21 protein-coding genes are annotated in these 22455 nt (G+C 70.1%); 5 read left to right on the top strand and 16 right to left on the bottom strand.

Annotated elements, in window-relative coordinates; translation table 11 throughout:
- Positions 1-520 precede the first annotated feature (520 nt).
- From NIE79_RS11645 to NIE79_RS11625, 5 genes are all read right to left on the bottom strand, one after another.
- Positions 521-1696, bottom strand: a complete 1176-nt coding sequence (locus NIE79_RS11645) for a Gfo/Idh/MocA family protein (RefSeq protein WP_372471465.1) — start codon at positions 1694-1696, stop codon at positions 521-523.
- Between the two features lie 54 nt (positions 1697-1750).
- Complete coding sequence (locus NIE79_RS11640; RefSeq protein WP_238678553.1) at positions 1751-2803, bottom strand: substrate-binding domain-containing protein; 1053 nt, start codon at positions 2801-2803, stop codon at positions 1751-1753.
- Between the two features lie 97 nt (positions 2804-2900).
- Complete coding sequence (locus NIE79_RS11635; RefSeq protein WP_203121918.1) at positions 2901-4028, bottom strand: ABC transporter permease; 1128 nt, start codon at positions 4026-4028, stop codon at positions 2901-2903.
- On the bottom strand, positions 4025-5533 hold the full coding sequence (locus tag NIE79_RS11630; protein ID WP_238678619.1) for a sugar ABC transporter ATP-binding protein: 1509 nt from the start codon (positions 5531-5533) through the stop codon (positions 4025-4027). The genes NIE79_RS11635 and NIE79_RS11630 overlap by 4 nt, the downstream gene beginning before the upstream one ends.
- Before the next feature lie 133 nt (positions 5534-5666).
- Entirely contained in the window at positions 5667-6845 is a 1179-nt protein-coding gene (locus NIE79_RS11625; RefSeq protein WP_124819665.1) for an ROK family protein, read from the bottom strand.
- A 543-nt stretch (positions 6846-7388) separates the two neighbouring features.
- On the opposite strand from NIE79_RS11625, the gene NIE79_RS11620 reads away from it, so the two are divergent.
- Positions 7389-7862 (top strand): hypothetical protein, encoded by a 474-nt coding sequence (locus NIE79_RS11620; protein WP_238678552.1) that lies wholly within the window; start codon positions 7389-7391, stop codon positions 7860-7862.
- A gap of 61 nt (positions 7863-7923) precedes the next feature.
- Here the strand turns inward: NIE79_RS11620 and NIE79_RS11615 are convergent, their stop codons facing one another.
- The 6 genes from NIE79_RS11615 to NIE79_RS11590 form a co-directional block, all read right to left on the bottom strand.
- Complete coding sequence (locus NIE79_RS11615; RefSeq protein WP_238678551.1) at positions 7924-8946, bottom strand: YihY/virulence factor BrkB family protein; 1023 nt, start codon at positions 8944-8946, stop codon at positions 7924-7926.
- A 64-nt stretch (positions 8947-9010) separates the two neighbouring features.
- Positions 9011-9820, bottom strand: a complete 810-nt coding sequence (locus NIE79_RS11610) for an ABC transporter permease (RefSeq protein WP_238678550.1) — start codon at positions 9818-9820, stop codon at positions 9011-9013.
- Positions 9821-9854: 34 nt separating this feature from the next.
- On the bottom strand, positions 9855-10643 hold the full coding sequence (locus NIE79_RS11605; RefSeq protein WP_238678549.1) for an ABC transporter permease: 789 nt from the start codon (positions 10641-10643) through the stop codon (positions 9855-9857).
- Positions 10644-10715: 72 nt separating this feature from the next.
- Complete coding sequence (locus NIE79_RS11600; RefSeq protein ID WP_238678548.1) at positions 10716-11021, bottom strand: hypothetical protein; 306 nt, start codon at positions 11019-11021, stop codon at positions 10716-10718.
- 24 nt (positions 11022-11045) lie between these two features.
- On the bottom strand, positions 11046-11237 hold the full coding sequence (locus NIE79_RS11595) for a DUF397 domain-containing protein (protein ID WP_238678547.1): 192 nt from the start codon (positions 11235-11237) through the stop codon (positions 11046-11048).
- Complete coding sequence (locus tag NIE79_RS11590; RefSeq protein WP_238678546.1) at positions 11228-12031, bottom strand: helix-turn-helix domain-containing protein; 804 nt, start codon at positions 12029-12031, stop codon at positions 11228-11230. Before NIE79_RS11590 ends, NIE79_RS11595 begins: the two co-directional genes overlap by 10 nt.
- A 276-nt stretch (positions 12032-12307) precedes the next feature.
- Here NIE79_RS11590 and NIE79_RS11585 point away from each other — a divergent pair, with 276 nt between their 5' ends.
- A complete protein-coding gene (locus tag NIE79_RS11585; protein WP_238678545.1) occupies positions 12308-12523 on the top strand; it encodes a flavin reductase in 216 nt (71 codons plus the stop codon).
- Positions 12524-12644: 121 nt separating this feature from the next.
- Here NIE79_RS11585 and NIE79_RS11580 read toward each other — a convergent pair whose 3' ends face one another.
- Complete coding sequence (locus NIE79_RS11580; RefSeq protein ID WP_238678544.1) at positions 12645-13184, bottom strand: hypothetical protein; 540 nt, start codon at positions 13182-13184, stop codon at positions 12645-12647.
- A 292-nt stretch (positions 13185-13476) separates the two neighbouring features.
- Entirely contained in the window at positions 13477-14409 is a 933-nt protein-coding gene (locus NIE79_RS11575) for an ABC transporter ATP-binding protein (protein ID WP_238678543.1), read from the bottom strand.
- Positions 14410-14748: 339 nt separating this feature from the next.
- On the opposite strand from NIE79_RS11575, the gene NIE79_RS11570 reads away from it, so the two are divergent.
- Together NIE79_RS11570 and NIE79_RS11565 are read left to right on the top strand one after the other, a co-directional pair.
- Complete coding sequence (locus NIE79_RS11570) at positions 14749-16815, top strand: TRAP transporter permease (protein ID WP_238678542.1); 2067 nt, start codon at positions 14749-14751, stop codon at positions 16813-16815.
- Complete coding sequence (locus NIE79_RS11565) at positions 16812-17831, top strand: TAXI family TRAP transporter solute-binding subunit (RefSeq protein WP_238678541.1); 1020 nt, start codon at positions 16812-16814, stop codon at positions 17829-17831. Before NIE79_RS11570 ends, NIE79_RS11565 begins: the two co-directional genes overlap by 4 nt.
- A 9-nt stretch (positions 17832-17840) precedes the next feature.
- On the opposite strand, the gene NIE79_RS11560 is transcribed toward NIE79_RS11565, so the two are convergent.
- A complete protein-coding gene (locus NIE79_RS11560; RefSeq protein WP_238678540.1) occupies positions 17841-18377 on the bottom strand; it encodes a hypothetical protein in 537 nt (178 codons plus the stop codon).
- Positions 18378-20258, bottom strand: coding sequence for a DNA primase (gene dnaG / locus NIE79_RS11555; protein ID WP_372471455.1), 1881 nt, complete (start codon positions 20256-20258; stop codon positions 18378-18380).
- Positions 20259-20393: 135 nt separating this feature from the next.
- Between dnaG and NIE79_RS11550 the strand changes: the two genes are divergently transcribed.
- A complete protein-coding gene (locus NIE79_RS11550; protein WP_238678539.1) occupies positions 20394-21599 on the top strand; it encodes a low temperature requirement protein A in 1206 nt (401 codons plus the stop codon).
- Positions 21600-21606: 7 nt separating this feature from the next.
- On the opposite strand, the gene NIE79_RS11545 is transcribed toward NIE79_RS11550, so the two are convergent.
- Positions 21607-22455, bottom strand: a complete 849-nt coding sequence (locus tag NIE79_RS11545) for a siderophore-interacting protein (protein WP_238678538.1) — start codon at positions 22453-22455, stop codon at positions 21607-21609.

The raw sequence follows: 22455 nt of genomic DNA, 5'->3' as shown, positions 1-22455 counted from the left end.
ATCAGAATATGTTTCGGAAAGATACGGCCGGGTTTCGGAAAGTTTCGGGCCGGGTGGATGGGCCCCGTCCGCTCGCCCCGCACCGGAACAGCACCGGCTTCCGACGTCGGCGTCGGCGGCGACGACGCCGGACCGGATCCCGGCAGGTGCGAGCAGACGGGGCTGGTAGGCAGGGTCGGGTCGGCGTCTCGACCCTGCCTCCCCCGCATCCGGCCGGTCGGGGCATTGGCATGCCCCGGCCGGGCGTCTCAGGCCGCCGCGACGGGCGGTGCTATCAGGTACTCCGGAACTTTCCCGGTGGTGGCGGTCCTCCGGTGCGGCCGGGGAATCCCGGTCCGGTCGCACCGGACGACCGTCCTGCTCGTGCGCCACCGGGCCGTGGGGCCCGGCTGCACGCTCTCCGATGCCGACCTCTGTCCCGGCCACGGGGCGCAATCCGTGGCTGGTCCCTCGCCGGTCGGCTTCGGAAAGCCGGTCGGGCGATGGCGGTGCGAACACCGCCGTCGCGGATGGTCGATGGTCAGACAGCCGCCGCGGTCAGCGTCGGTTCCACCTCGGCCCAGGACGAGCCGAGCTCCGCCGAACGGGCCACCGCGTCCAGCACCAGCTGGACCTGCAACGCGTCGGCAAAGGAGGGAGTCGGGTCCACACCGGTGGCGACCGCCTCGATGAAATCGCGCATCTCGTGCGTGAACGAGTGCTCGTAGCCGATGATGTGGCCCGGGGGCCACCACGCCGACATGTACGGGTGCTCGCCCTCGGTCACCAGGATGCGGCTGAAGCCCTGCTCCACGGCCGGACGGGTCGCGTCGTAGAACTCCAGCTCGTTGAGGCGCTCCAGGTCGAAGACCACGCTGCCCAGCGAGCCGTTGATCTCGACGCGGAGCGCGTTCTTCCGGCCGGTCGCGAACCGGCTCGCCTCGTACGTGGCCAGGGCGCCACCGTCGAGTCGCGCCACGAAGACAGCGGCGTCGTCGACTGTGACAGCCCCGGTGGGGGCCGTGTGGCCGTCCACCGAGGCCGCCAGACCGCTCGACTCGGCCGGCAACGGCCGCTCCTTGACGAAGGTCTCGGTGACCGCGCTGACGCCGCTGATCCGCTGACCCGTGACGAACTGGGTCAGGTCGATGATGTGCGCACCGATGTCACCGAGCGCGCCGGAGCCCGCCCTGTCCTTCTGCAACCGCCAGACCAGCGGGAACTGCGGGTCCACGATCCAATCCTGCAGGTACGTCGCACGGACGTGTCGAATCACCCCGAGCCGTCCGTCGGCGACCAACTGGCGCATCATCGTGACCGCGGGGACCCGGCGGTAGTTGAACCCGCACATCGACCGCACTCCGGAGGCCCGGGCTACATCCGCCGCAGCGGTCATCGCCCGTGCCTCCTCCACCGAGTTGGCCAGCGGCTTCTCGCACAGAACGTGCTTGCCCGCGGCCAACGCGGCGAGAGCGATCTCGGCGTGGCTGTCGCCCGGGGTGCAGATGTCGACAACGTCGATGTCATCCCGGTTGATCAGGTCACGCCAGTCGGTGGTGTACGCGTCCCAGCCGAGTGTGTCGGCGGCATCAGCCACCTTCGCTGTGTCTCGGCCGCAGATCAACGCCATCCGGGCCCGCGCCGGCAGGTCGAAGACGCGGTTCACGGTGCGCCACGCCTGTGAGTGCGCGGCGCCCATGAACGCGTAGCCGACCATGCCGACCCGCAGTTCTCTGTCTGTCGTGGACAAGGTGGGTCTCCCCCCGGTATGTCAGAACCCGAGCTTGTCGTAGCTGCTCGCGTTCTCCTTGGTGATCGTCTCCGAGGCCAGGGTCAGTTCCTTCGGCACCTGCAGCTCCGTCAGGTCGCCCAGGCCCCGACCCTGCGCGATGAGCCGCGCGAGCGAGATCGCCGAGGAGGCCATCGACGGGTTGTAGGTGACAGTGGCCTTCAGCACGCTGTTGTCGGCCTTGATCGCGTCGATCGCGAGCTTGGAGCCCGCGCCGCCGACCATGAAGAACTCCGACCGGTTGGCCTGCTTGATGGCCGCGAGCACACCGATGCCCTGGTCGTCGTCGTGGTTCCAGATGGCATCGATCTTCGGCAGCGCCTGGAGCAGCTGGGCCGCCTCGCGCTGGCCGCTGTCCGAGGTGAACTCGGCCGAACGACGGTTCTTGACGGTGAACCCGTAGGTCGCCAGGGCGGCCTTGAAGCCCTCGCTGCGCTCGACGGTCAGCGGGATCTCCAGACCGGCGATCTCACCGATGACCGGGTTGGCGACGCCCTTGTCCTTGAGCAGCTTGCCGATGTAGTGCCCGGCCGAGACGCCCATGCCGTAGTTGTCGCCCTTGATCACCAGCCGCGAGGCCAGCGCGTCGGGGAACGCCCGGTCGAGGTTCACGATCGGGATGCCCGCCTGCATGGCCTGGAGGGCAACGGCGTTGACCTCCTTGCCGTCGTGCGGCAGCACGACGATGATGTCCGGCTTCTGGGCGATCAGCGTGCCGAGCGTCGAGCGCTGGGCCTCGGAGTTCGACCCACCGTCGACCTCCTTGAACTCCACGTCCGAGTAGGCCGCGGCCTGCGCCTTGGCGTTGGCGTGGATGGCGCCCATCCAGCCGTGGTCGGCGGCCGGGGCGGAGAAGCCGATGACGACCTTCTTGCCCGGGGCGTTGTTGCCTTCAGTGTTTCCGGCGGCCTTGGTCTGGGTGCTGGCGGCCGGGGTGTCGTTGCTGGTGCAGGCGGTGAGCAGGGTGGCAGCGCCCACTGCGGCTCCACCGAAGAGCAACCGGCGGCGCGACAGGTCGCGACTGTGCTGGGTCATTAATGACCTCCTGGGAGCGGGATTTGACTTATTGAGGGTGTGCGAGGCCCGGCCACCGTCGAATGTCTCGACGTCGCCAGGACAACGGTGCGGTGCGTCAGGTTGCGGTGGTGACCCTGTTCCGCGCGAGGAGCCGAGTGACTGACTTGAACTGGAACTGCTGGACCAGGACGGCCGCGACGATGATGCCGCCCTTGACCATGTTCTGCGCCTCGATGGAGAGGCCGTTGATGGCGAAGAGGTTCGTGATGGTGGCGAAGATGATGACGCCGAGCAGCGAGCCGACGATCGTGCCCCGGCCGCCGCTGAGCAGCGTCCCGCCGATGATCGCCGCGGCGATCGCGTCCAACTCGTACAGGTTGGCCATCGCCGCCTGCGCCGAGGTCGCCTGCGAGGTGAGCATGATGGCGGCGATACCGCAGCAGAGACCGGAGAGCGCATAGAGCAGCATGGTGTGCCGCCGGACGTTGATGCCGGCCAGCCGGGCCGCCTCCGGGTTGCCGCCGACGGCGATGGTCCGCCGGCCGAAGGTCGTGCGGTTGAGCACCACCCAACCGGCCAGCACCACCGCGCCGAGGATGTAGACCAGGATCGGGATCCCGATCACCTTGCGCGCCGCGATGTCGTTGATGAACGTGCTGCTCGACACCTGGGTCTGCTTGTTGGAGATCGACGCCGCGAGCCCACGTGCGGCCACCAGCATCGCGAGCGTCGCGATGAAGGGGACCAGCCGCCCGTACGAGATGAGCACACCGTTGACGAGGCCGACGCAGATGCCGACAGCGAGGGCGGCGAAGATCATGCCGCCAGCGCCGTAGCTCTGGGTGGCCACGGTGGTGCACCAGACGCCGGCCAACGCGACGATCGCGCCGACCGACAGGTCGATGCCACCACCGATGATCACGAAGGTCATCCCGACAGTGACCACGCCGACGACCGAGGCCAACTGGAGAATGGCCAGGACGTTGTTCCAGACCCAGTTCGGGTCGCCGTACAGGTCGGGCTTGGTGACAGCGCCGACCACGATGAGGGCAGCCAGCACCCCGATCAGACCGAGGTTGCGCTTGGCGCCGTCGCCACCGTCACCCCGCCACCAGGAGAGCTTGCCCCCGGATCCTGCCTTGTTACTGGCCACCGCCGTCTCCGCCGGGTCCACCGGTGGCGACTGCGCCGGAAGCTGCGGGCGCTCCGGTGTCGCGGTGGGAGTGGGAGTCGCGTCGCTCATGCCGGTGCGCCTTCCATCAAGGACCCCGCCATCACGAGGTCAAGCACAGTGTTCTCGTCGAGTTCGCCGGCCGCGGCTTCGCGGACGACCCGCCCTTCCCGCATCACCAGCACCCGGTCGGCCAGACCCAGCACCTCGGGCACCTCGCTGGAGACCAGCAGCACCCCCACGCCCTGAGCGGCCAATCCCCGGATGACCTGGTAGAGCTCAGCCCGGGCGCCCACGTCCACACCCCGGGTCGGCTCGTCGAGAAGCAGCAACTTGGTGCCGCCGAGCAGCCAACGCCCGACCACCACCTTCTGCTGGTTACCGCCGGACAGCGTGCGTACCGGCCGGTCGACGTCCCGGGGCCGCAGCTCCAGGGTCTCCGCGATCCGGTCCGCCTCGGCGCGTTCCTTGGCGGCGTTGGTGAAGCCGAGCCGCGCGTACCGGCCGAAGGTGGCCAGCGTGACGTTGCGGTAGATCGGCTCGCCGAGCAGGAGCGCCTGGCTCTTGCGTTCCTCCGGGGCCATTCCCATGCCGGCGCGAACCGCCGCGCCGACGCCGGGCCGCAGGACCTTTCCGTCCATCCGCACGGTGCCGGCCTCCGGGAGGCGGGCACCGTAGATCGTCTCCAGCAGTTCGGAACGGCCGGAGCCGACCAGCCCCGCGATGCCCACGATCTCCCCGGCACGCACGCTCAGCGACACGTCGGCGAACTCGCCGGTGCGGGTCAACCCCTCCACCTGGAGCAGGTCGGCACCCGCGGAGTCGTCGGTCGGCCGGTCCGGGAAGACGTACTCGATGGTGCGGCCGGTCATCCGGCTCACCAGGTCGCGGGTCGGGGTGTCGCGCGCCGGCAGGTTCGCCGCCGTGGTCCGGCCGTCCTTGAGTACGGTGACCCGGTCGCCGATCTCGCGGATCTCCTCCAAGCGGTGGGAGATGTAGATGACGGCGATGCCCTGCGCGGTCAGCTCTCGGATGATCCGGAACAGGTTGCCGACCTCGTCGTGGGCCAGCACGGCGCTCGGCTCGTCCATGATGATCAGTCGGGCCTCGTGCGACAGCGCCCGCGCCATGCTGACGATCTGCTTGCCGGCCGCCGGCAGTGACCGGACCATCCGCCCCGGCGGAATCTCGCCGTGGCCGAGCCGGCTGAGGATCTGCCGGGTGTGCCGGGCCATCCGGCCGCGCCGGACGAAACCGAAGTTGCGGTACTCGTGTCCGAGGAACGCGTTCTCCGCCACCGACAGGTCCTCGACGAGGTCGAGCTCCTGGTAGATCGTGGCGATGCCCGCCTTCATGGCGGCCTGCGGGTTGGCGAACGAGGCCGGCTCACCGCGCCACTCCACCTGCCCGGAATCCGGTTGGTGCACCCCGGCGAGCACCTTGATGAGGGTGGACTTGCCGGCGCCGTTCTGCCCGAGCAGGCAGTGCACCTCGCCGGCACGCACCTCCAGCTGCACGCCGTCGAGCGCGCGTACGCCGGGGAAGGTCTTCACCAGATCGGTGAGGCGCAGGACCACCTCGCCCGCGACGGTGTCGGCGGGAGCCTCGACCAGCGGCGCCTCGGCGACGGCCTCGGCCGACGCGGTGGCGGGGTCATCCTCGGGCAGAGCCACAGTCTCCTCCTCGCTCACGACGGAATCTCGAACAGCTTCATGCGGCTTCCCCGAAGGCGACGTCGCTCGCGAGCACCGCCGCGCCGGTGACACCGGCGCGGCCGCCCAGCTCGGACAGGACGACGGGAAGGTTGCCGGTGGCCAGCGGCAGTGACCGGCGGTAGACCACACTGCGGATCTCGGCGAGCAGGATGTGGCCCAGTTGAGCCAGCCCGCCGCCGATCACGATCATGGACGGGTTGGTGAAGCTGACCAGGCCGGCGAGCACTCCGCCGACCCGCCGTCCGCCGTCCCGGATCAACTGGATACAGGTCACGTCGCCCTCGACGGCGCCCTCGGCGACGTCCAGCGCGGTGACGACACCCCGCAGCGCCAGCCGCTCGGCCAGCGCCGGCGACGTGCCACTGCGGGCGGCGGCCGCGGCGTCCTTGGCCAGGGCGGCGCCGCTGAACAGCGCCTCCAGGCAGCCGACGTTGCCGCAGGAGCACATCGGACCGTGCGAGTCGACCTGGATGTGGCCGATGTCGCCGGCACAGCCGTCGGTGCCCCGGTAGACCTCGCCGGTGAGGTAGATGCCGCACCCGATGCCGGTGCCGATCTTCACGAAGAGGAAGTCGTCCACCGAGTGGGCGACGCCACCGTGCCGCTCACCGATCGCCATGATGTTGACGTCGTTGTCCACCACGGCCGGGCAGCCGTGCTCCCGGCTGAGCAGCTCACGCACCGGGAACCGGTCCCAGCCCGGCATGATCGGTGGTGAGACCGGAACGCCGTCGCGGAAGCTGACCGGGCCGGGTACGCCAATGCCGACCGCGTCCAGTCGCTCGTACGCGCCGTCGACCCGGGCCTTGTGCAGCAGTTCGTTCACCCGTTGCAGGGTCACCTTCGGACCGTTGCGGATGTCGGCCGCCTCGGCGTAGTGGGCCACCGGTTCGAGGCGGCCGTTGACCACCTCGACGTCCATCGAACTGGCACCGAGGTCGACGGCGGCGAAGCGCAGCTTCGGGTTCAGCTCGACAAGCGTCGAGCGACGCCCGCCTCGGGAGGCGGCGAGCCCGGCCTCGGCCACGTAGCCCAGCGTCACCAGGCGATCAAGCTCGGCCAGCATGCGCGGACGCGGCATCTGGAGCCGGTCGCCCAGCTCGGCCCGGGACACGGCGCCCTCGTCGCGAAGCAGTCGCAACAGGCGCACGTGTAGGGGGTCGACGGTGCGCACCCGGGTCCCCCTCTTCTTTGGCAGCGTTCACATCGACGCAATGTCGATGTGTTGTGTCCGACACAGTAAGAGCGGTCGGATCGCCTGTCCAGAGCTTCGGCTGTTCCGACGCTAACTTTTGCTCAAACGGACAGAAGTTTCGGTCGCGCTTGCGACGGGGATGGACCGGCTTCGCTGTGCAGCCCTCGTCGCACCGGTACCCACCGACCGGTGAGGCGACGGACGAACCCGCCCCGACCCCACCGCGGCGACACCAACCTCCGGGCGCATCCGAGGGAGGGTGTCGTCCCCATCGACCACCGTCGGTGTCAATCGGTATCGATGCGTTCAAGCAGCGATTACGCCACCGAGGTGGACGTCCGCGGCCCACCCGAATCGTCGGCTCCACCGCCGCCGCAATTGATAAGGACGTTGACAGTCGTCAACATGGTCGTTAACGTTCCTGGGCATCGACAGCTACGGGGCGAGTCGCGCACCGCAATTCTCCAATCGCGATGACCTTCCGTTCTGGCGTGCCCGAACACCCCGACGGGAAGGACCCCAATGAATCGACCGACGCGCTTTGTCGCGGCCGTGTCCGCAGTAGCGTTCGTCGCGCTGTTCTCGCCATCGGCAGCCCAGGCGGCGCCATCTCCGAAGGGCTCCGACCTTGGTGTCGCCGCTGCGGCGCCCGTCCGGCAGGCCGCTTCCAGCGCTGCTGAGGGCGACTTCGGCACCCTCGGGAACTGCACCGCCGGGATCTTCTGCGGCGAGGTGAAGAACCGGCTCGGCCGATCCATCAAGCTCTCGGGCAACTGGCCGACCAACAGCAAGACGATGTGGTTGCCGGCCGGCCAGGGCAGCGCATCCGACTCGAGGTACTACTACGATTTCCGGGACACCGACGGATTCCAGGTGCCCAGCGGTTACATTTACTACGACAGCGTGGGTAACAAATATTACCCCGGCTGGCACAAGGTGAATGACCTGCAAGTAGTCACGCTCAACGGCTGGTGCCTCACTTCAGCCTGCAGTTAACGGTTATCTCGACAATGCGCACGTCAGTGGCTGCCGGGTCCGGCAGCCACTGACGCGCCGCTCAATCGACTGATCCGCGCTGGTTGCGCTTCTTCTTGAGCTTGCGGTCGTCGCGCAGCTCGACGTACGGCTCGTCGTCCGCGGCGTGGCCAGCCGAGATGGCGCGGCCGCGCTCCAACTCCGCGTCGAACTCCGCCCCCAGCAGGATCGCGATGTTGCTCAGCCAGAGCCAGACCAAGAAGATGATCACCCCGGCCAGCGTCCCGTACGTCTTGTCGTACGAGCCGAAGTTGCTCACGTAGAAGGCGAACAGGCCGGAGATCACCAGCCAGATCACCACTGCCAGCACCCCGCCCGGGCTGACCCAGCGGAAGCCGCCGTGCCGCGCGTTCGGCGAGGCCCAGTAGAGGATCGCGAACATCAGGCTGACCAGGATCAGCAGGACCGGCCACTTGGCGACGTCCCACACCGTGACGGCCGTCGAGCCCAACCCGATCACGTCACCGACCGATTCGGCGAGACGCCCGGTGAAAACCACGATCACCGCGCTGACCAGCAGCAGCACCCCGACCACAGCAGTCACGCCGAGCCGGATCGGGAGCGTCTTCCAGATCGGCCGCCCCTCCGGCACGTCGTAGATGGTGTTTGACGCACGCATGAACGCACCGATGTAGCCGGACGCGGACCAGAACGCGGCCAACAGACCGATGATCGCCGCGATGCTGGCCAGGCCACCGTTCTTGTCCGCCGTGCCGATCGCCTCGGTGATGATCTGCCGGATGCTGTCGTTCGGCACCGCCTGGTTGACGGTGTCCCTGACGCCCTCGGTGGCGCTCTCGCCGAGCAGGCCGAGCAGGGAGATCAGCACCAGCAGGCCGGGGAAGATGGACAGCACCCCGTAGTAGGTCAGTGCCGCCGCCCAGTCGGTCAGGCTGTCGTCCTGGAATTCGGTGATCGTCCGGCGCATCGCCGCCTTCCAGCCACTGCCGGGCAGGTCGGTGGGGCTGTCCGGGCCCGCGTCGGGCCCGACCGGCGTGGTGGCGGGATCACGCTCACGCTGGGCGGAAGACTCGTCCGAGGCCATCGCCCCTCCTCCTGATCGGCGGTGTCACCTCCGGACATGCCCCGTCGGCGGGCGCGGATAACCCCTACTTGTAGAGCAACCTCGCCATTCGGCGAGAAGCCACCAGCAGACCGACCGCCACCATCGCCAGCAGGTAGAGCACGTCGAGCAGCCAGAGCCAACCACCACTGCCCAGCGCGACCCCCCGGATCAGGTGCACCGACCGGTACAGCGGGGTGATCTCGACGAGCCAGTGCAGCAACGTCGGGTAGGCCTGCGCCGGCACGAAGGTGCCGGAGAAGAGAAAGAGCGTGAACTGCGCGGAGCCCATCAGGTCGAAATCCTGCCAGCTCCGCATGAAGGTCGAGATCGCCATGCCGAGCGCTCCGAACGCGAACCCGACGAGCACCGCGGCCGGAAGGGCGGTCAGCGCGCGGGCGACGCTGGTCAACTCCAGCGCGACCATCACCCCGAGGAACGCCGCCGAGTAGGCGCTGCCCCGCAGCATCGCCCAACCCAACTCGCCCACGGCGATCTCGAACGGCCGTACCGGGGTGGCGATCATCCCGTCGTACAGCTTCATGTACTTCATCTTGCCGAAGAAGTTGAAGGTGGTCTCCGAGATCGCCCCGGTCATCGCCGAGGAGGCGAGCATCGCCGGGGCCACGAACTCGGCGTACGAGACCAGCCGCCCGCCAGGCAACGGCAGGTCGCCGACCAGCGCGCCGACGCCCACCCCGATGGACAGCAGGTAGAGCAACGGCTCCACGAAGCCGGAGAGCAGCAGCAGCCAGTAGACCGGCTTCAGCGCCGCGACGTTGCGCCCGAACACCGACGCCGACCGCCGGGACGCGGCGGAGACGTCGACCAGCCGGGGCAGGATCAGCGTGATCACGACACCCTCTCTGCTTGCTCTCCAGGGTCGCTCGTCAGACGACGAGCTTGCGACGGAACGCGCGCACCGCCAGCAACCAGCCGGCGACCGCCCAGGTGGCCAGGTAGAGCAGGTGCCCGGCGATCGACCACTGTGGGGCGACGCCGAGCGTGGCCGCGCGGCACAGGTCCACGGCGTGCCACAACGGCGTCACGTACGCCAGCCACCGCAGCGCGTCCGGCAACGACTCGACAGGGAAGAACACCCCGGCGAAGAGCGTCATCGGGATGACCGCGAACCGGAACAGCATCGCCAGCCAGTTGTCGCTCGACACCGACGCGGCGTACGCGAAGGTCGGCGCGGCGACGGCCAGCCCGAGCAATGCCACCACCGGCAGGGTGGCCACCGCCCACGGCGACCGCAACGCTCCGAACAGCCCGGTGACCAGCAGGAACGCCACAATCGTGGTGAGCACCCGGAACAGCACGAAGGCCAGGTGCCCGGCCACGATGTCTCCCACCCGCAGCGGCGACGCGCCCTGCGCGAAGTAGGTCTTGACCCACTGGAAGTTGCTGAACACCGGCCAGGTCGAGTCACCGACTGTCACCTGGAGCGCTGTCGAGGCGATCAGCCCGGGAACCAACCAGTCGAGGTAACGCACCCCGCCGACGCCCTGGTCGATGTAGGCGCCGACGCCCACACCGAAGCCGAGGACGGTCAGCACCGGCAACAGGAACGAGGAGAACACCCCGGCCCGCCAGGTGCGCCGCAGACCCACCAGGTAGTGCTCGAACACCGCATACGCCGGCACCCACGGGAACCGCGCCGATCCCGCCACACTCACCCGATCACCCCGCCCGCCGCGCCGGCCATCACGACCTGTCTACCCCCGGGGTACGACAGACCGCCGGTCACCCTACGACGACCCCGACAACGTGTCGCCCGGATTTGTGCGCGTCAGGATTGGCCACTGGCGGCGGGAGTCGCCACGCTGTCCCTCATGGGCCAACGTGATGACAGGAACTCTGAAGTCCAACGCGTCCTCGACGAGCTGTGCATCAAGCTGGGCTTTTGCCTGCCCCCTGAAGAGAACATTCGGCTCCGCGAGTCCCCTCCCGGCGACGCGGACAGCTTTACCGATGCGGTCTTCGAGGCCGAGGGGATGTGCGATACGAGCGACACGGACCTCCGTCGCCGGGTACGAGAGGTCGTCGATCAGCACATGACTCGATGGAGGCTGAACCAGCTACCGGCCGACGGCGTCGGAGCCGACGAACGCGCGCCACGCGTCGGGCGGGAAGACGAGCACCGGACCGGTCGGGTCCTTGGAGTCGCGGACGGCCACCCGCCCGGGCAGGTTGGCGGCAACCTCCACACAGTTGCCGCCATCCGGGCCGCTACGAATGCTCTTGCGCCACCGGGCACCGGTTAAATCCATGTCTCCGCCACTTCCGCCATCAGATCGAGGGACTGCCCGTGCGATAGTGCCTCACCGCGGATCGACTCCCACACCTCGACCATCTGACGGACGTACTCGGTGCGGTCGATGACCTGCCCGTGACGCTGTCCGGCGAGATAGACGAGGTCCTCCCCCTGCGCCGAGCTTGCGATCACGAACGGCCCACCGAGCCCAGCGTAAGCACCGGCGGGAGTCGGCACTACCTGGATTCGGACCCTCGGGAACGCCGTGCCGAGCTTCACGAGGTGCTGAATTTGCTCGCGCATGACTTCCGACCCACCGACGGATCGGCGCAGCACGTGCTCGTCGATCACGGCAGTGAGCAGCGGAGGCCGGTCTCGGGTGAGCACTCTCTGACGGTCCAGCCGGGTTGCCACCTGCTGCTCGACCTCGTCGGTCGCGAACAAGCCGCCGCCGGTCAGTAGTGCACGGGCGTACCCCTCGGTCTGCAAGAGGCCTGGCACACACAACGGCTCGAACGAGCGCAGCGCGGTGGTCTCCTGCTCGATACCCGCCCAGTCGCGGAACCACGGCACGACGGCCTCCCGGCTGATCCGCCGTTGGATGCGTTCGAACCGACCGTCGGCTGAGAACACGACGTCACACCGACGGGCGAAGTCCAGACTCGGCCGGCGCTCGGATGTCTCCACCTTGGCGACCAGGGCCCCGGAATAGCTCAACGCCTCGGCCAGCGCCGTCTGCGACATCCCACTGGCGGCCCGGGCCAGCCGCAGCTCCTCGGCGAAGTGCTCCAGCATGGACGAACTCTCCACGGACAACTCCCGTACATTCCCGTACCGCGCTGGGCCGATCGCCATACGCGCTGGTCGTCGGCGTGCGGAACCTCCCACCGTAGTCGGGTCCTCACCAGACTGTCACGCAGCGGAACCGCTCACGGGATCAGACGGCGGGCGGAACCAGGCCGGGGAGCGCCCCGTGACCCCCGATCCGGGGCGCTCCCCCCACCCACCCGACGGAGGTTCCCTCGTGCCACTCGCCTGGTCGGCTCGTCTCGGTGGCGGGCTCTGATGCCCCGGTACCGCCCACACGTGGCGGCACGCCCGTCCTGGCGCTGCCGGGTCTGCGGCGCGGCGTGGCCCTGCTCGCCGGCCCGCCTGGCGCTGTTGGGCGAGTACCGCAAGGACCGGATCGGCCTGCTCATCTACCTCGCCGCGGTGCTCTACGAGGCGGCCGGGGACCTCGCCGGCCAGGCCGGTCACGACCGACTGACCGACCGTTTCATCACCTGGGCCAGAGCCCGTTGAACGGTGATCGTTGGCAGCTCAGCAGCTCGACACGCCGGAACGGTTGCTGCTGAGCTGCCAACGATCGGACGGTCGAGCCGTCATTGGTCCGACCGGGTCGACCTCGGACGGGCTACGCCGGTCAGGCCGGGCGGTACGCGCGGATCAGCGCCTGCACGGCGTAGGCGAGCAGCAGCACTCCCGCGCCGACGCCGATCACCAACCCGGCGGATACCGCCGAGGCGAGGCCGGTGACGAGACCCGCCACCGCCACCAGGCAGAGCGCGACACCGAGCGGGCGGAGCAACGGATCCCGCAGGAGCGGGGCGAGCGGGAAGAAGTGCAGACCGACCACCAGGCAGACCAGCACCGGCACGTACTCGGACCAGTTGGCGGCGACCAGCACTGCGGCACCCAGCCCGGCGGCGGCGAACTCGGCCACGACGATGAGCAGGTACGGGCGGTCGGCGGCCCGGTCCCGGGGGTTGCCGGCTCCCCGCAGGCGGGAGGACAGCACACCGCCCACCACGGCGGTGAGCAGTGCGACGATGCTGCCAACCACGAGCAGGGCACGCAGCGGTTGCTCCGCCGCCGGCACACTGAACCAGACCATCGCGAAGATGCCCAGGTAGAGGGCGGTGAGCCCGGCCTGACGTCGGTTGGCGGTCACCAGATCAGACATGAAACTCCCCCGGGTTACGACAGACCGTCGGTCACCCTACGACGGCCCACCCACTTTGTCGCGCGCGTTCCACCGCGTCGTCCGGACCCCGCCCGAGGCCCGACCCTGTAGAGCCCCGGCCGCATGCCGGGGCCCTGAACCCCGGCCGCTTGATCGACTCGGGTTTCAGGAAATCGGGCTGTCCGCGCGGCCGCAACACCCCGACTTTCAGGAAGTCGAGTGGATCTTCCTGGGCGTTGGTTGGTATGCCGGAAATGTCGCGGGCGGACCCGCCGACGATCACTCGGGGCGGTCAGTCGACAAGGGTGCGGCCGGTCAGGTGCAGGAAGACGTCCTCCAGGCCGCTGCGCCGGACCAGCACGTTCGCCGGCTGGAGCCCCAACGCGGTGACCTCGGCGACTGCCGCGTCGCCGTCCGGCACGTAGAGCAGGACCCGGTCGGGCAACACCTCGACCCGCTCCCCCAGCCCGTCGAGCTTGCCGGCGAACGGCTCCTGCGACTCGGCGGCGAAGCGCAACTCGACCACCTCACGGGTCGAGTGCTGCTCGATCAGCGCCCGGGGCGAGCCCTCCGCGACGATCCGGCCGCCGTCCATCACCACCAGGCGGTCACAGAGCTGCTCGGCCTCGTCCATGTAGTGCGTGGTGAGCACCAACGTGACGCCCTGCTGCTTGAGCCGGAACAGCCGCTCCCACACCAGGTGCCGAGCCTGCGGGTCCAGCCCGGTGGTGGGCTCGTCGAGCAGCACGATCTCCGGATCGTTCACCAGCGCGCGGGCGATGGTCAACCGACGCTTCATGCCACCGGACAGCGGCTCGACAGTGCTGTCGGCCCGCTCGGTGAGCTGGACGAAATCGAGCAGCTCGGCTGCCCGCTCCCGGGCCGCCCGTCGGGAGATGCCGAAGTAGCGGGCGTAGACGGTCAGGTTTTCCCGGACGGTCAGCTCCGGATCGAGATTGTCCAGCTGGGGGCACACCCCGAGGCGCGCCCGGATCGCCGGCCCGTCGGCCACCGGATCCAGGTCGAGGATGCGCAGCTCACCCCCGCTGGGTGGGGAGATGCAGCCGATCATCCGCATGGTGGACGACTTGCCCGCGCCGTTGGGCCCGAGGAAGCCGAACGCCTCACCCGGGCGCACCTCGACGTCGATGCCGTCCACGGCGGTGAAATCGCCGAACCGCTTCACCAGCCCGCGAGCCTGAATCAGTGGTCGCCCCGCAGTCACCGCCCGACCCTAACCGCCGGGCCCGACAGCCCTCCACGCAAATATCCGCCGGCGACCGGCCGATCACCCCGGTGTCCGTACCACCGGCGGCGAAACGCCGATCGATGCCCCACCCGTCAGCCAATCGACGTGTATCGTCCTTTTGTGTCGCCCATCAGCTCGCCCGATGGTTCGCCGTCACCTGCCCGACCAGCTAACTCTCCCGTTGATGGGCAGGCAGCGAGCCCCGGCGGCGGGCCACCCCGACCACGACCGGAAGCCGAGCCGAGCGGCCCTGACCAGGCCGAGCCCGACCAGGCCGAGTCCGGCCAGGCCGAGCCCGACCCGAGCGGGCCCAGCGTGGCCGAGCGGGCGACTCGGGACCTGGCCGCCCAGTTCGAGGACGAGAAACCGGGACGGGTGCTCTCCGGGCCGGCGGGGCTGCTCCTCACCGCGGCGGCGCTGGCGGTGGGCGCTCTCGCCCTGTGGCAGGTGTTCCGCCCCCTGTCCCAGGGCAGCAAGTATTACCTGATCATCTTCCTGGCCGGCGTACTCCCGCTGGTCTTCCTCGCCTACCCGGCCGACCTGCGGCTGCCGGCCCGGCTACGCACCCGGCGACGGCCCGGGTCGTCGGGGCCCACAGTGACCGACTGGGCTCTGGGTGCCCTGGCGGTGGCGGCCTGTCTCTATCCCGTCCTGCCGATCCAGATCGGCAGCGGTGGCGGCGGCTACAACGCGTTCCTCGACCGGCAGGGCCTGCTGGCGCCGACAGATCTGGTGCTGGGCACCGTTCTGCTGCTCCTGCTGCTCGAAGCGTGTCGGCGTACCACCGGTTGGATCCTGCCCGCGGTCTGCCTGCTGTTCCTCGGCTACGGCTACTACGGCGGGTTGCTGCCGCAGTCCTGGCCGGTCGCGCACGCCGGGCTCGACTTCAGTCAACTCATCGACGCGTTCTACAACTCCGACAGCGGCTTCTACGGCACACCGCTCGACGTGGCCGCCTCGTACATCGTGCTGTTCACCATCTACGGCGCGGTGCTGGAGCTGTCCGGGGCCGGGCGGTTCTTCGTCGAGCTGTCGGCCGCGGCGTTCCGGCGCTCGCGTACCGCTGCCGGCCGGACGGCGGTGGCCTCGGGTTTCCTGCTCGGCACCGTCTCCGGCTCCGGCGCGGCGACGACAGTGAGCATCGGCGCGGTCACCTGGCCGCTGCTGCGCCGCGCCGGCTACCCACCGGAGCGGGCCGGGGGCATGCTGGCCGCGGCCGGGGTGGGCGCCATCCTCTCCCCGCCCACCCTGGGTGCGGCGGCGTTCATCATCGCCGAGTACCTGGGCGTCTCGTACCTCCAGGTGCTGGGCTGGGCAACGGTCCCGACGGTGCTCTACTACCTCGGCATCCTGCTGGCTGTGGAGATCGACGCGCGCCGATCCGGTGTACGCCCCGTGGTGATCGACGTCGGCTCTCCCTGGCGACTGCTGGGCCGGTTCGGCTACCACTTCGCCTCGCTGATCGCCATCATCGTGTTCCTCGCGGTCGGTGTGTCAGCGACCAGGGCTGTCGTCTTCGCCATCGTGCTCACCGTCGCGTTGTCGTTCCTGGCCCCCAGGAACGAGGACAGCGCGCACCGGCTCACCCCGGGCCGGCTGGTGACATCGCTCGTCACCGGCGTACGCGGCGTCCTCGCCGTCACAGCTGTCTGCGCCGCAGCCGGCATCATCACGGCGACCACCACGAAGACCGGCCTCGGGCCGCAGGCGGCGGCCTTGCTGATCGGCGGGGCGCAGGCGGCCACGTCGGACCCGACGCTGGTGCTGGTGCTCACCGCGCTGCTCGCCGCCGTCGCGCTCACCCTGCTGGGCCTGGCCGTGCCGGTCACCGCGTCGTTCGTGATCGGTTGGGTGATCGTCGGTCCGGCCCTGCTCGACCTGGGCGTCACAGCGCCGGCGGCGGCGATGTTCGTCTTCTACTTCGCCGTGCTGTCCGAGGTGTCCCCACCGACCGCGCTCGCCGCGGTGGCCGCCGCGGCGGTCACCGGCGGCCGGCTGGTGCCGACCATGTGGCAGACCCTGCGGTACGCGCTGCCGGCGTACCTCATCCCGATCGCGTTCGTCATCACGCCGGCCGGGCTCGGTCTGCTCGGCATCGGTGGCATCCAGCGGATCGCCTTCGCCGCCGCAGTCACAGCGCTCAGCGTGGCGGTGCTCGCCGTCGCCGCCGGTGGCTGGCTGCCCGGTGTGGGGCCGGCCGGCGCCCCGGAACGGGTGCTGGGCGCCCTCGCCGGCGTCACACTGCTCTGGCTCGAACCCGTGCCGGTCACTGTCGGCGCGGCGCTGGCCGTCGTCGCGGCGGCGGGTGTGTTCATCCGACGCGGCTCCGCCGACCGGTCATCGTCCGGATCACCAGCCAACCCTGTGGAGGAACAACTGTGAGACGAATCGACGTACGGCTCGCGGCGGGTCTGAGCGCGCTCGCCCTCGTCACGGTCGGCGCCGCGGGTTGCGGAGGTCAGCAGGGCGGCGCCGCCACTGACGACGTGGCCAGCGAGGTCACCTGCGAGGTGACCAAGGAGACCCGCGTCGGCATCGCCACCGGCAACGCGACGGGCGTCTACTACGTGGTCGGCAACGCCCTGGCCGGGCAGTTGTCCGGGGCGACCGGCGGCAAGCTCACCGGCACCGCGGCCGAGACCGGCGCCTCGGTGCAGAACGTCGAACAGCTCGTCGGTGGCCAGTACGACGTGGCGTTCTCGCTGTTCGACACGGCGGTCAACGCGGTCGAGGGCAAGGGCAGCTTCACCTCGCCGCAGCCGGTGGCGGCGCTGGCCCGCATCTACGACAACTACACGCAGGTGGTGGTGCGCAACGACTCCGGGATCACCTCGGTGGCCGACATGCGCGGCAAGCGGATCTCCACCGGTTCACCGAAGTCCGGTACGGAGGTGATCGCCAACCGGCTGCTGGAGGCCGCCGGCCTCGACCCGGCCACTGACATCCGGGCGCAGCGGCTGGACCTGACCAAGACGGTCGAGGGGGTCAAGGACGGCAGCGTCGACGGTTTCTTCTGGTCCGGTGGTCTGCCCACCGGGGGCGTGACCGACCTGTTCACCACCGCCGGCGACTCGGTGAAGTTCGTCGACATCTCGCCGTTGCTGCCGAAGATGACAGCGTCGAGCCCCGGCTACCAGGGAGGCACCATCGGCCGGGACGCGTACGGGACGGCGACCGACACCCCGACGATCGTCGTACCCAACGTGTTGCTGGTCCGTAAGGACCTGGACGCCAACGTGGCCTGCGCGATCACCCGGACGGTGTTCGACAAGCGCGACGCCCTGGCCCAGGCCAACCCGGCGGCCAAGGGGATCTCGCTGGAAAAGGCCCGCAGGACCCTGCCGGTGCCGTTGCATCGCGGTGCCGAGGAGGCGTTGAAGGATCTCGGCGCCAACTGACCCTTGCGGTCAGAGATCGGCCGGCGCGGTGGCGGCGCGGGCCACACCGACCAGCCGGTCGGTGTCGACGAGCAGGGTCTCGTCGTCCGCTGGGGTGCCGGGGTCGAGTCGGACCGTCCAGGTCAGACCGTCGGCCCCGGCCACGCGCCGGGCCGCGACCCGCGCCGCGCCGCCGGGCACCGGCTGGTGCTCGGTGTACGCGACCGAACGGGTCACCCGAGCCCGCACCTGGTGCGGCAGCTCCCCCGGGTCGAGCAGCAGGTACGTCTCGGCCGGACCGTCGGCGACCACCGTGTAGCCGTCCCGTTCGACGAGCGGCTCGGCGGGGGTGACTGTCAACTCCCGGCCGGACCAGACCGCCTTGAGGATGGTGTGCCACCCGAGCCGGTGCCCTCGGCCGGGCAGCCACAACCCCAGGTTGGTGGCGACCACCACCCCGTCGCCCTCGCCGTTGCCGGCGGCGGCCCAGGCCAGCACCCGCTCGTCGGCGGTCAGCGGCGGCCGGTCGGCCGGCGGCAGCTTCGGCTTGCGGCTGAACAGTCCCATCTAGAGGCCTCCCGCAGCCTGCTCGCGCAACGCCCGGGCGTGCTGCTCCAGGGACAGCAGCTCACCGAAGGCGGCGAAGTACTCGTCCTTGTTGTTGACCGGGTTGATCCGCTGGATGCGTGACTTGAGGTCGCGGACCCGGGCGGTCACCGACCCGAACTGCACCCGGGCCATGGTGATCGACACGTAGCGTGGGTCCGGTTCGCCGTCGATCCGCAGTGGTTCGACTGCCAACTCACCGACCAGCGCCGCGGCTGCCAGGTCGTCGCAGGCGTCGCGGACCGACTCGATCCAGACCGCGCCGCCGGCCGCCGACGCGGCACCACCGGCCGCCGCGATGGCAGCACGCACCGCGACGTGCACCGGGTGGCGGTATTCGGTGGCCTCGACCGCGTCGAACATCGGCCCGGCCAGGACCGGTTGCTGGAGGGCGAGTTTGAGCGCCTCCCGCTCGACCATCGACTGCGGGCTGTCCAGTGCCGGCTCGGGCCGGGCCGAGGCGGGCCGGGCGGCGGGGGCCGCGTCGCGGGCACTGGTCGGCGGAGCGTTGCCGGCGGCGAGCACCGCCCGCTGCACCGGCTCGATCTCCATGCCGAGGTCCATGGCGAGCTTGCGGACGTACTCGGGGCGCTTCTCCCGGTCCTTGAGGCGCGCGACCAGCGGCGCGGCGTGGCGCATCGCCTCGACCCGGCCGTCGACGGTGTCCAGGTCGAAGCGGCTGATCATGTGTCGCAGCGCGAAGTCGACGAGCGGCTCGCGGCGGGCGACCAGGTCACGCACCGCCAGGTCGCCCTTGGCCAGCCGCAGATCGCACGGGTCCATGTTGTCCGGGCTGACCGCGATGAACGTGCGCCCGACGAACCGCTGATCGTCTTCGAAGGCGCGCAGTGCGGCCTTCTGCCCGGCGGCGTCGCCGTCGAAGGTGAAGATGATCTCGCCGGCCACCTCGTCGCTGTCGAACAGGAGCCGACGCAGGACCGAGATGTGGTCCGCGGCGAAGGCGGTGCCGCAGGTCGCCACGGCAGTGGTCACCCCGGCCAGGTGGCAGGCCATCACGTCGGTGTAACCCTCGACGATCACCGCCCGCCCCTGCTTGGCGATCTCCCGCTTGGCCTGGTCGATGCCGTAGAGCACGTGCGACTTCTTGTAGATCGGCGTCTCGGGGGTGTTCAGGTACTTCGGGCCGTCGTCGTCATCGAAGAGCTTGCGCGCACCGAAGCCGATCACGTCGCCGGCGAGGTCGCGGATCGGCCAGAGCAGCCGACGGCGGAACCTGTCGATCAGGGTGCCGGAACGCGACTCCCGGGACAGCCCGGCGGTGACCAGCTCCTGGTGGGTGAAGCCCTGCTGGCGCAGGTGCTTGGTGAGCGGGTCCCAACCCTCCGGCGCGAAACCACAGCCGTAGCGCTCGGCGGCGGCCCGGTCGAAGCCCCGGCGCGCCAGGAACTCCCGTGCCGGCCGGGCGCCGGCGGTGCTCAGTTGCGCGCTGTAGAACTCGACGGCGGCGGCGTGCGCGGCGACCAGGCGCTGCCGCTGACCCTGCTGCGGGCGGGGGCGCGGAGTGCCCTTGTCGTCCTCGATGTAGCGCAGTTGGATGCCGGCGCGGCCGGCCAGCCGCTCGACGGACTCCACGAAGCTGAGGTGGTCGGCGTCCATCAGGAACTTGATCGCGTCCCCGCCGGCCCCGCAGCCGAAGCAGTACCAGACGTTGCGGGCCGGGGACACGTTGAACGACGGACTCTTCTCGTCGTGGAACGGGCACAGGCCCTTGAGGTTGCCGCCGCCGGCGGACTTCAGGGTGACCGTCTCGGAGATCACATCCCCGATCGAGGTGCGTTCCCGGACCAGTGCGATGTCCTCGTCCCGGATCCGCCCAGCCATGCGCCACCTCCTCGCCGTACATCCTGCCCTGCCGGACCGGCGACACGCCGGCCGGGGGACGCCGGTGTGGCGACGGCCGCTGCTGGCTGGGCGGTTCCGGCCCGCAAGCCGGGTCCGCACGGGGACCATGACCAGATGCGCAGGGTACGGACGGACGTCCCCCGCCTGCCCAGATGGCTGGCCGGTCGGATCGGGCTGAGCGGACAGGCCCCGCCGGCGGACGAGGCCGGACACCGCCACGCCACCTGGTTGGAGCTGTTCCTCGACCTCATCTTCGTGTACGCGCTGGCGGCGGTGGTGGCCCGGCTGGGCGTCGACCCGACCCCGTCCCCGCGCGCCGTGCTGGCCGTGATCGGGCTCTTCGTGGTGATCCAGTGGGCCTGGGTGGGTCAGGTCTTCTACGACACCCGGTTCGACCCGGACGACGCGCTGCACCGGGTGCTGGTGCTCGTCGCGTTGGTCGGCGCGGGGGCGATGACGCTCGGCGTCGACGAGGTGCCGGAGAGCGTGCTCCTGCCGGTCGGGTACCTGATCGTGCGGGGGGTGCTGCTCCTGCTGTATCTGCGCGCCTGGCCGACCAGCTCGATGGCCCGCCTGGTGACGACGATCTACCTGATCGGCTTCGGGTCGGGCTGGCTGATCTGGCTGGTGTCGCTGACCACGCCCACCCGGCAGCGCCCGGTGCTCTGGGTGATCGCGATGGTCATCGAACTGGCCACGCCCTGGGTCGGTGCGCGCTGGCTCAACCGCTGGCCGGTGGACAACCGGCACCTCCCGGAACGGATCGGGCAGTTCACGATCATCGTGCTGGGTAGCGCCCTGGCCAGCCTGCTCTTCGCGGTGCCCGACCACCCCCCGCCCCACATGATCCTCACCGCCGGGTTGGCCTTTCTGATCCCGGCGGCCGTCTGGTGGGTCTACACCACCTTCGTCACCACCCGACTCCTCCAGAGCCACCTGCGGGGCGGGCAGGCGTACAGCTATCTGCACATTCCGCTCGGCGGTGCGCTGTTGCTGCTCGGCTGGGCGCTCGGGCAGGTGGTCCGGTTGGTCGACTCCAACGCGCCGCGACTGCCGTTGGAGCTGCGGCTGCTGCTGGCCGCCTCGATGGTGATGTGGACGGTGTGCGGCCTGGCCCTGTACTGGCTGTGGACCCGGCCGACTCTGGCCCGGCTGGCGATCGCCGCCTACGGGGTGGTATCGGTCAGCGTGATCACCGCGACGGTGCACGAGCCGAGGCTGATGCTGTCCCTGCTCGCCGTGGCGATCGTCGGATACGCAGTGCTACTCAGCCGCCGACTCACCAGGGCCAGCGAGTCGAACCGGACGCCCGAGGGATGAGCGGCGCTCAGGCCGCCGCGGCGGGCTCCGGAACGGCCGTCTCCTCGGCCGCCACCTGCTGGTTCCAGTCGGCCTTGGTGGAGCGCCAGCCCTCGTCGTCCATGCCGCGCCGCCAGTAGCCGGAGATGGAGAGCCGGTCCAGGGGTACGCCCCGCTCGCCGCGCAGCAACCGGCGCAACTCCCGGACGAAGGCGGCCTCGCCGTGCACGAACGCGTGCACCTGGCCGGCCGGGAACTCCAACGCCCGCACCGCGGCGACCAGGGCCTCGCCCACCGGGCGTTCGCCGCGATGCAGCCAGGTCAGCTCGACCGCACCGGGGCTGAGCAGCTTCTGCTCCTCCGCCGGGTCGGCGATCTCCACGAAGACGTGGGCCGGAGCACCCAGCGGCAGGCGTTCCAGGGCGGCGGCGATCGCCGGCAGGGCGCTCTCGTCACCGACCAGCAGGTGCCAGTCCGCGTCCGGGTTCGGGGCGTACGCGCCACCGGGGCCGACGAAGTGCACCGGATCGCCGGGACGCAGCGCGGCGGCCCACGGGCCGGCCAACCCCTCGTCGCCGTGGTGCACCACGTCGACGGTCAGCTCCCCGGACAGCGGATCCCAGCGCCGCACCGTGTACGCGCGGAGCCTGGGCCACTGCTCCCGGGGCAGGTCCCGACGGATCGCGGCGAGGTCCAGCGGCTGCGGGTACTCGACCCCCGGCTGCGGAAACACCACCTTGACGTAGTGGTCGGTGAACTCGCCCACCGGCAGGCCAACCAGTTCGTCCCCACCGAGGACGAGCCGGATCAGGTGCGGGGTGGGCCGCTCGGTGCGCAGCACCCGGGCCGAGGTGACGTTCCTGGAGCGTTCCGTCAT

Origin of the sequence: Micromonospora trifolii, assembly GCF_022229005.1 — a bacterium.
Taxonomy (GTDB): Bacteria; Actinomycetota; Actinomycetes; order Mycobacteriales; family Micromonosporaceae; genus Micromonospora; species Micromonospora trifolii.
This window is presented reverse-complemented; position numbering and strand designations above follow the sequence as displayed.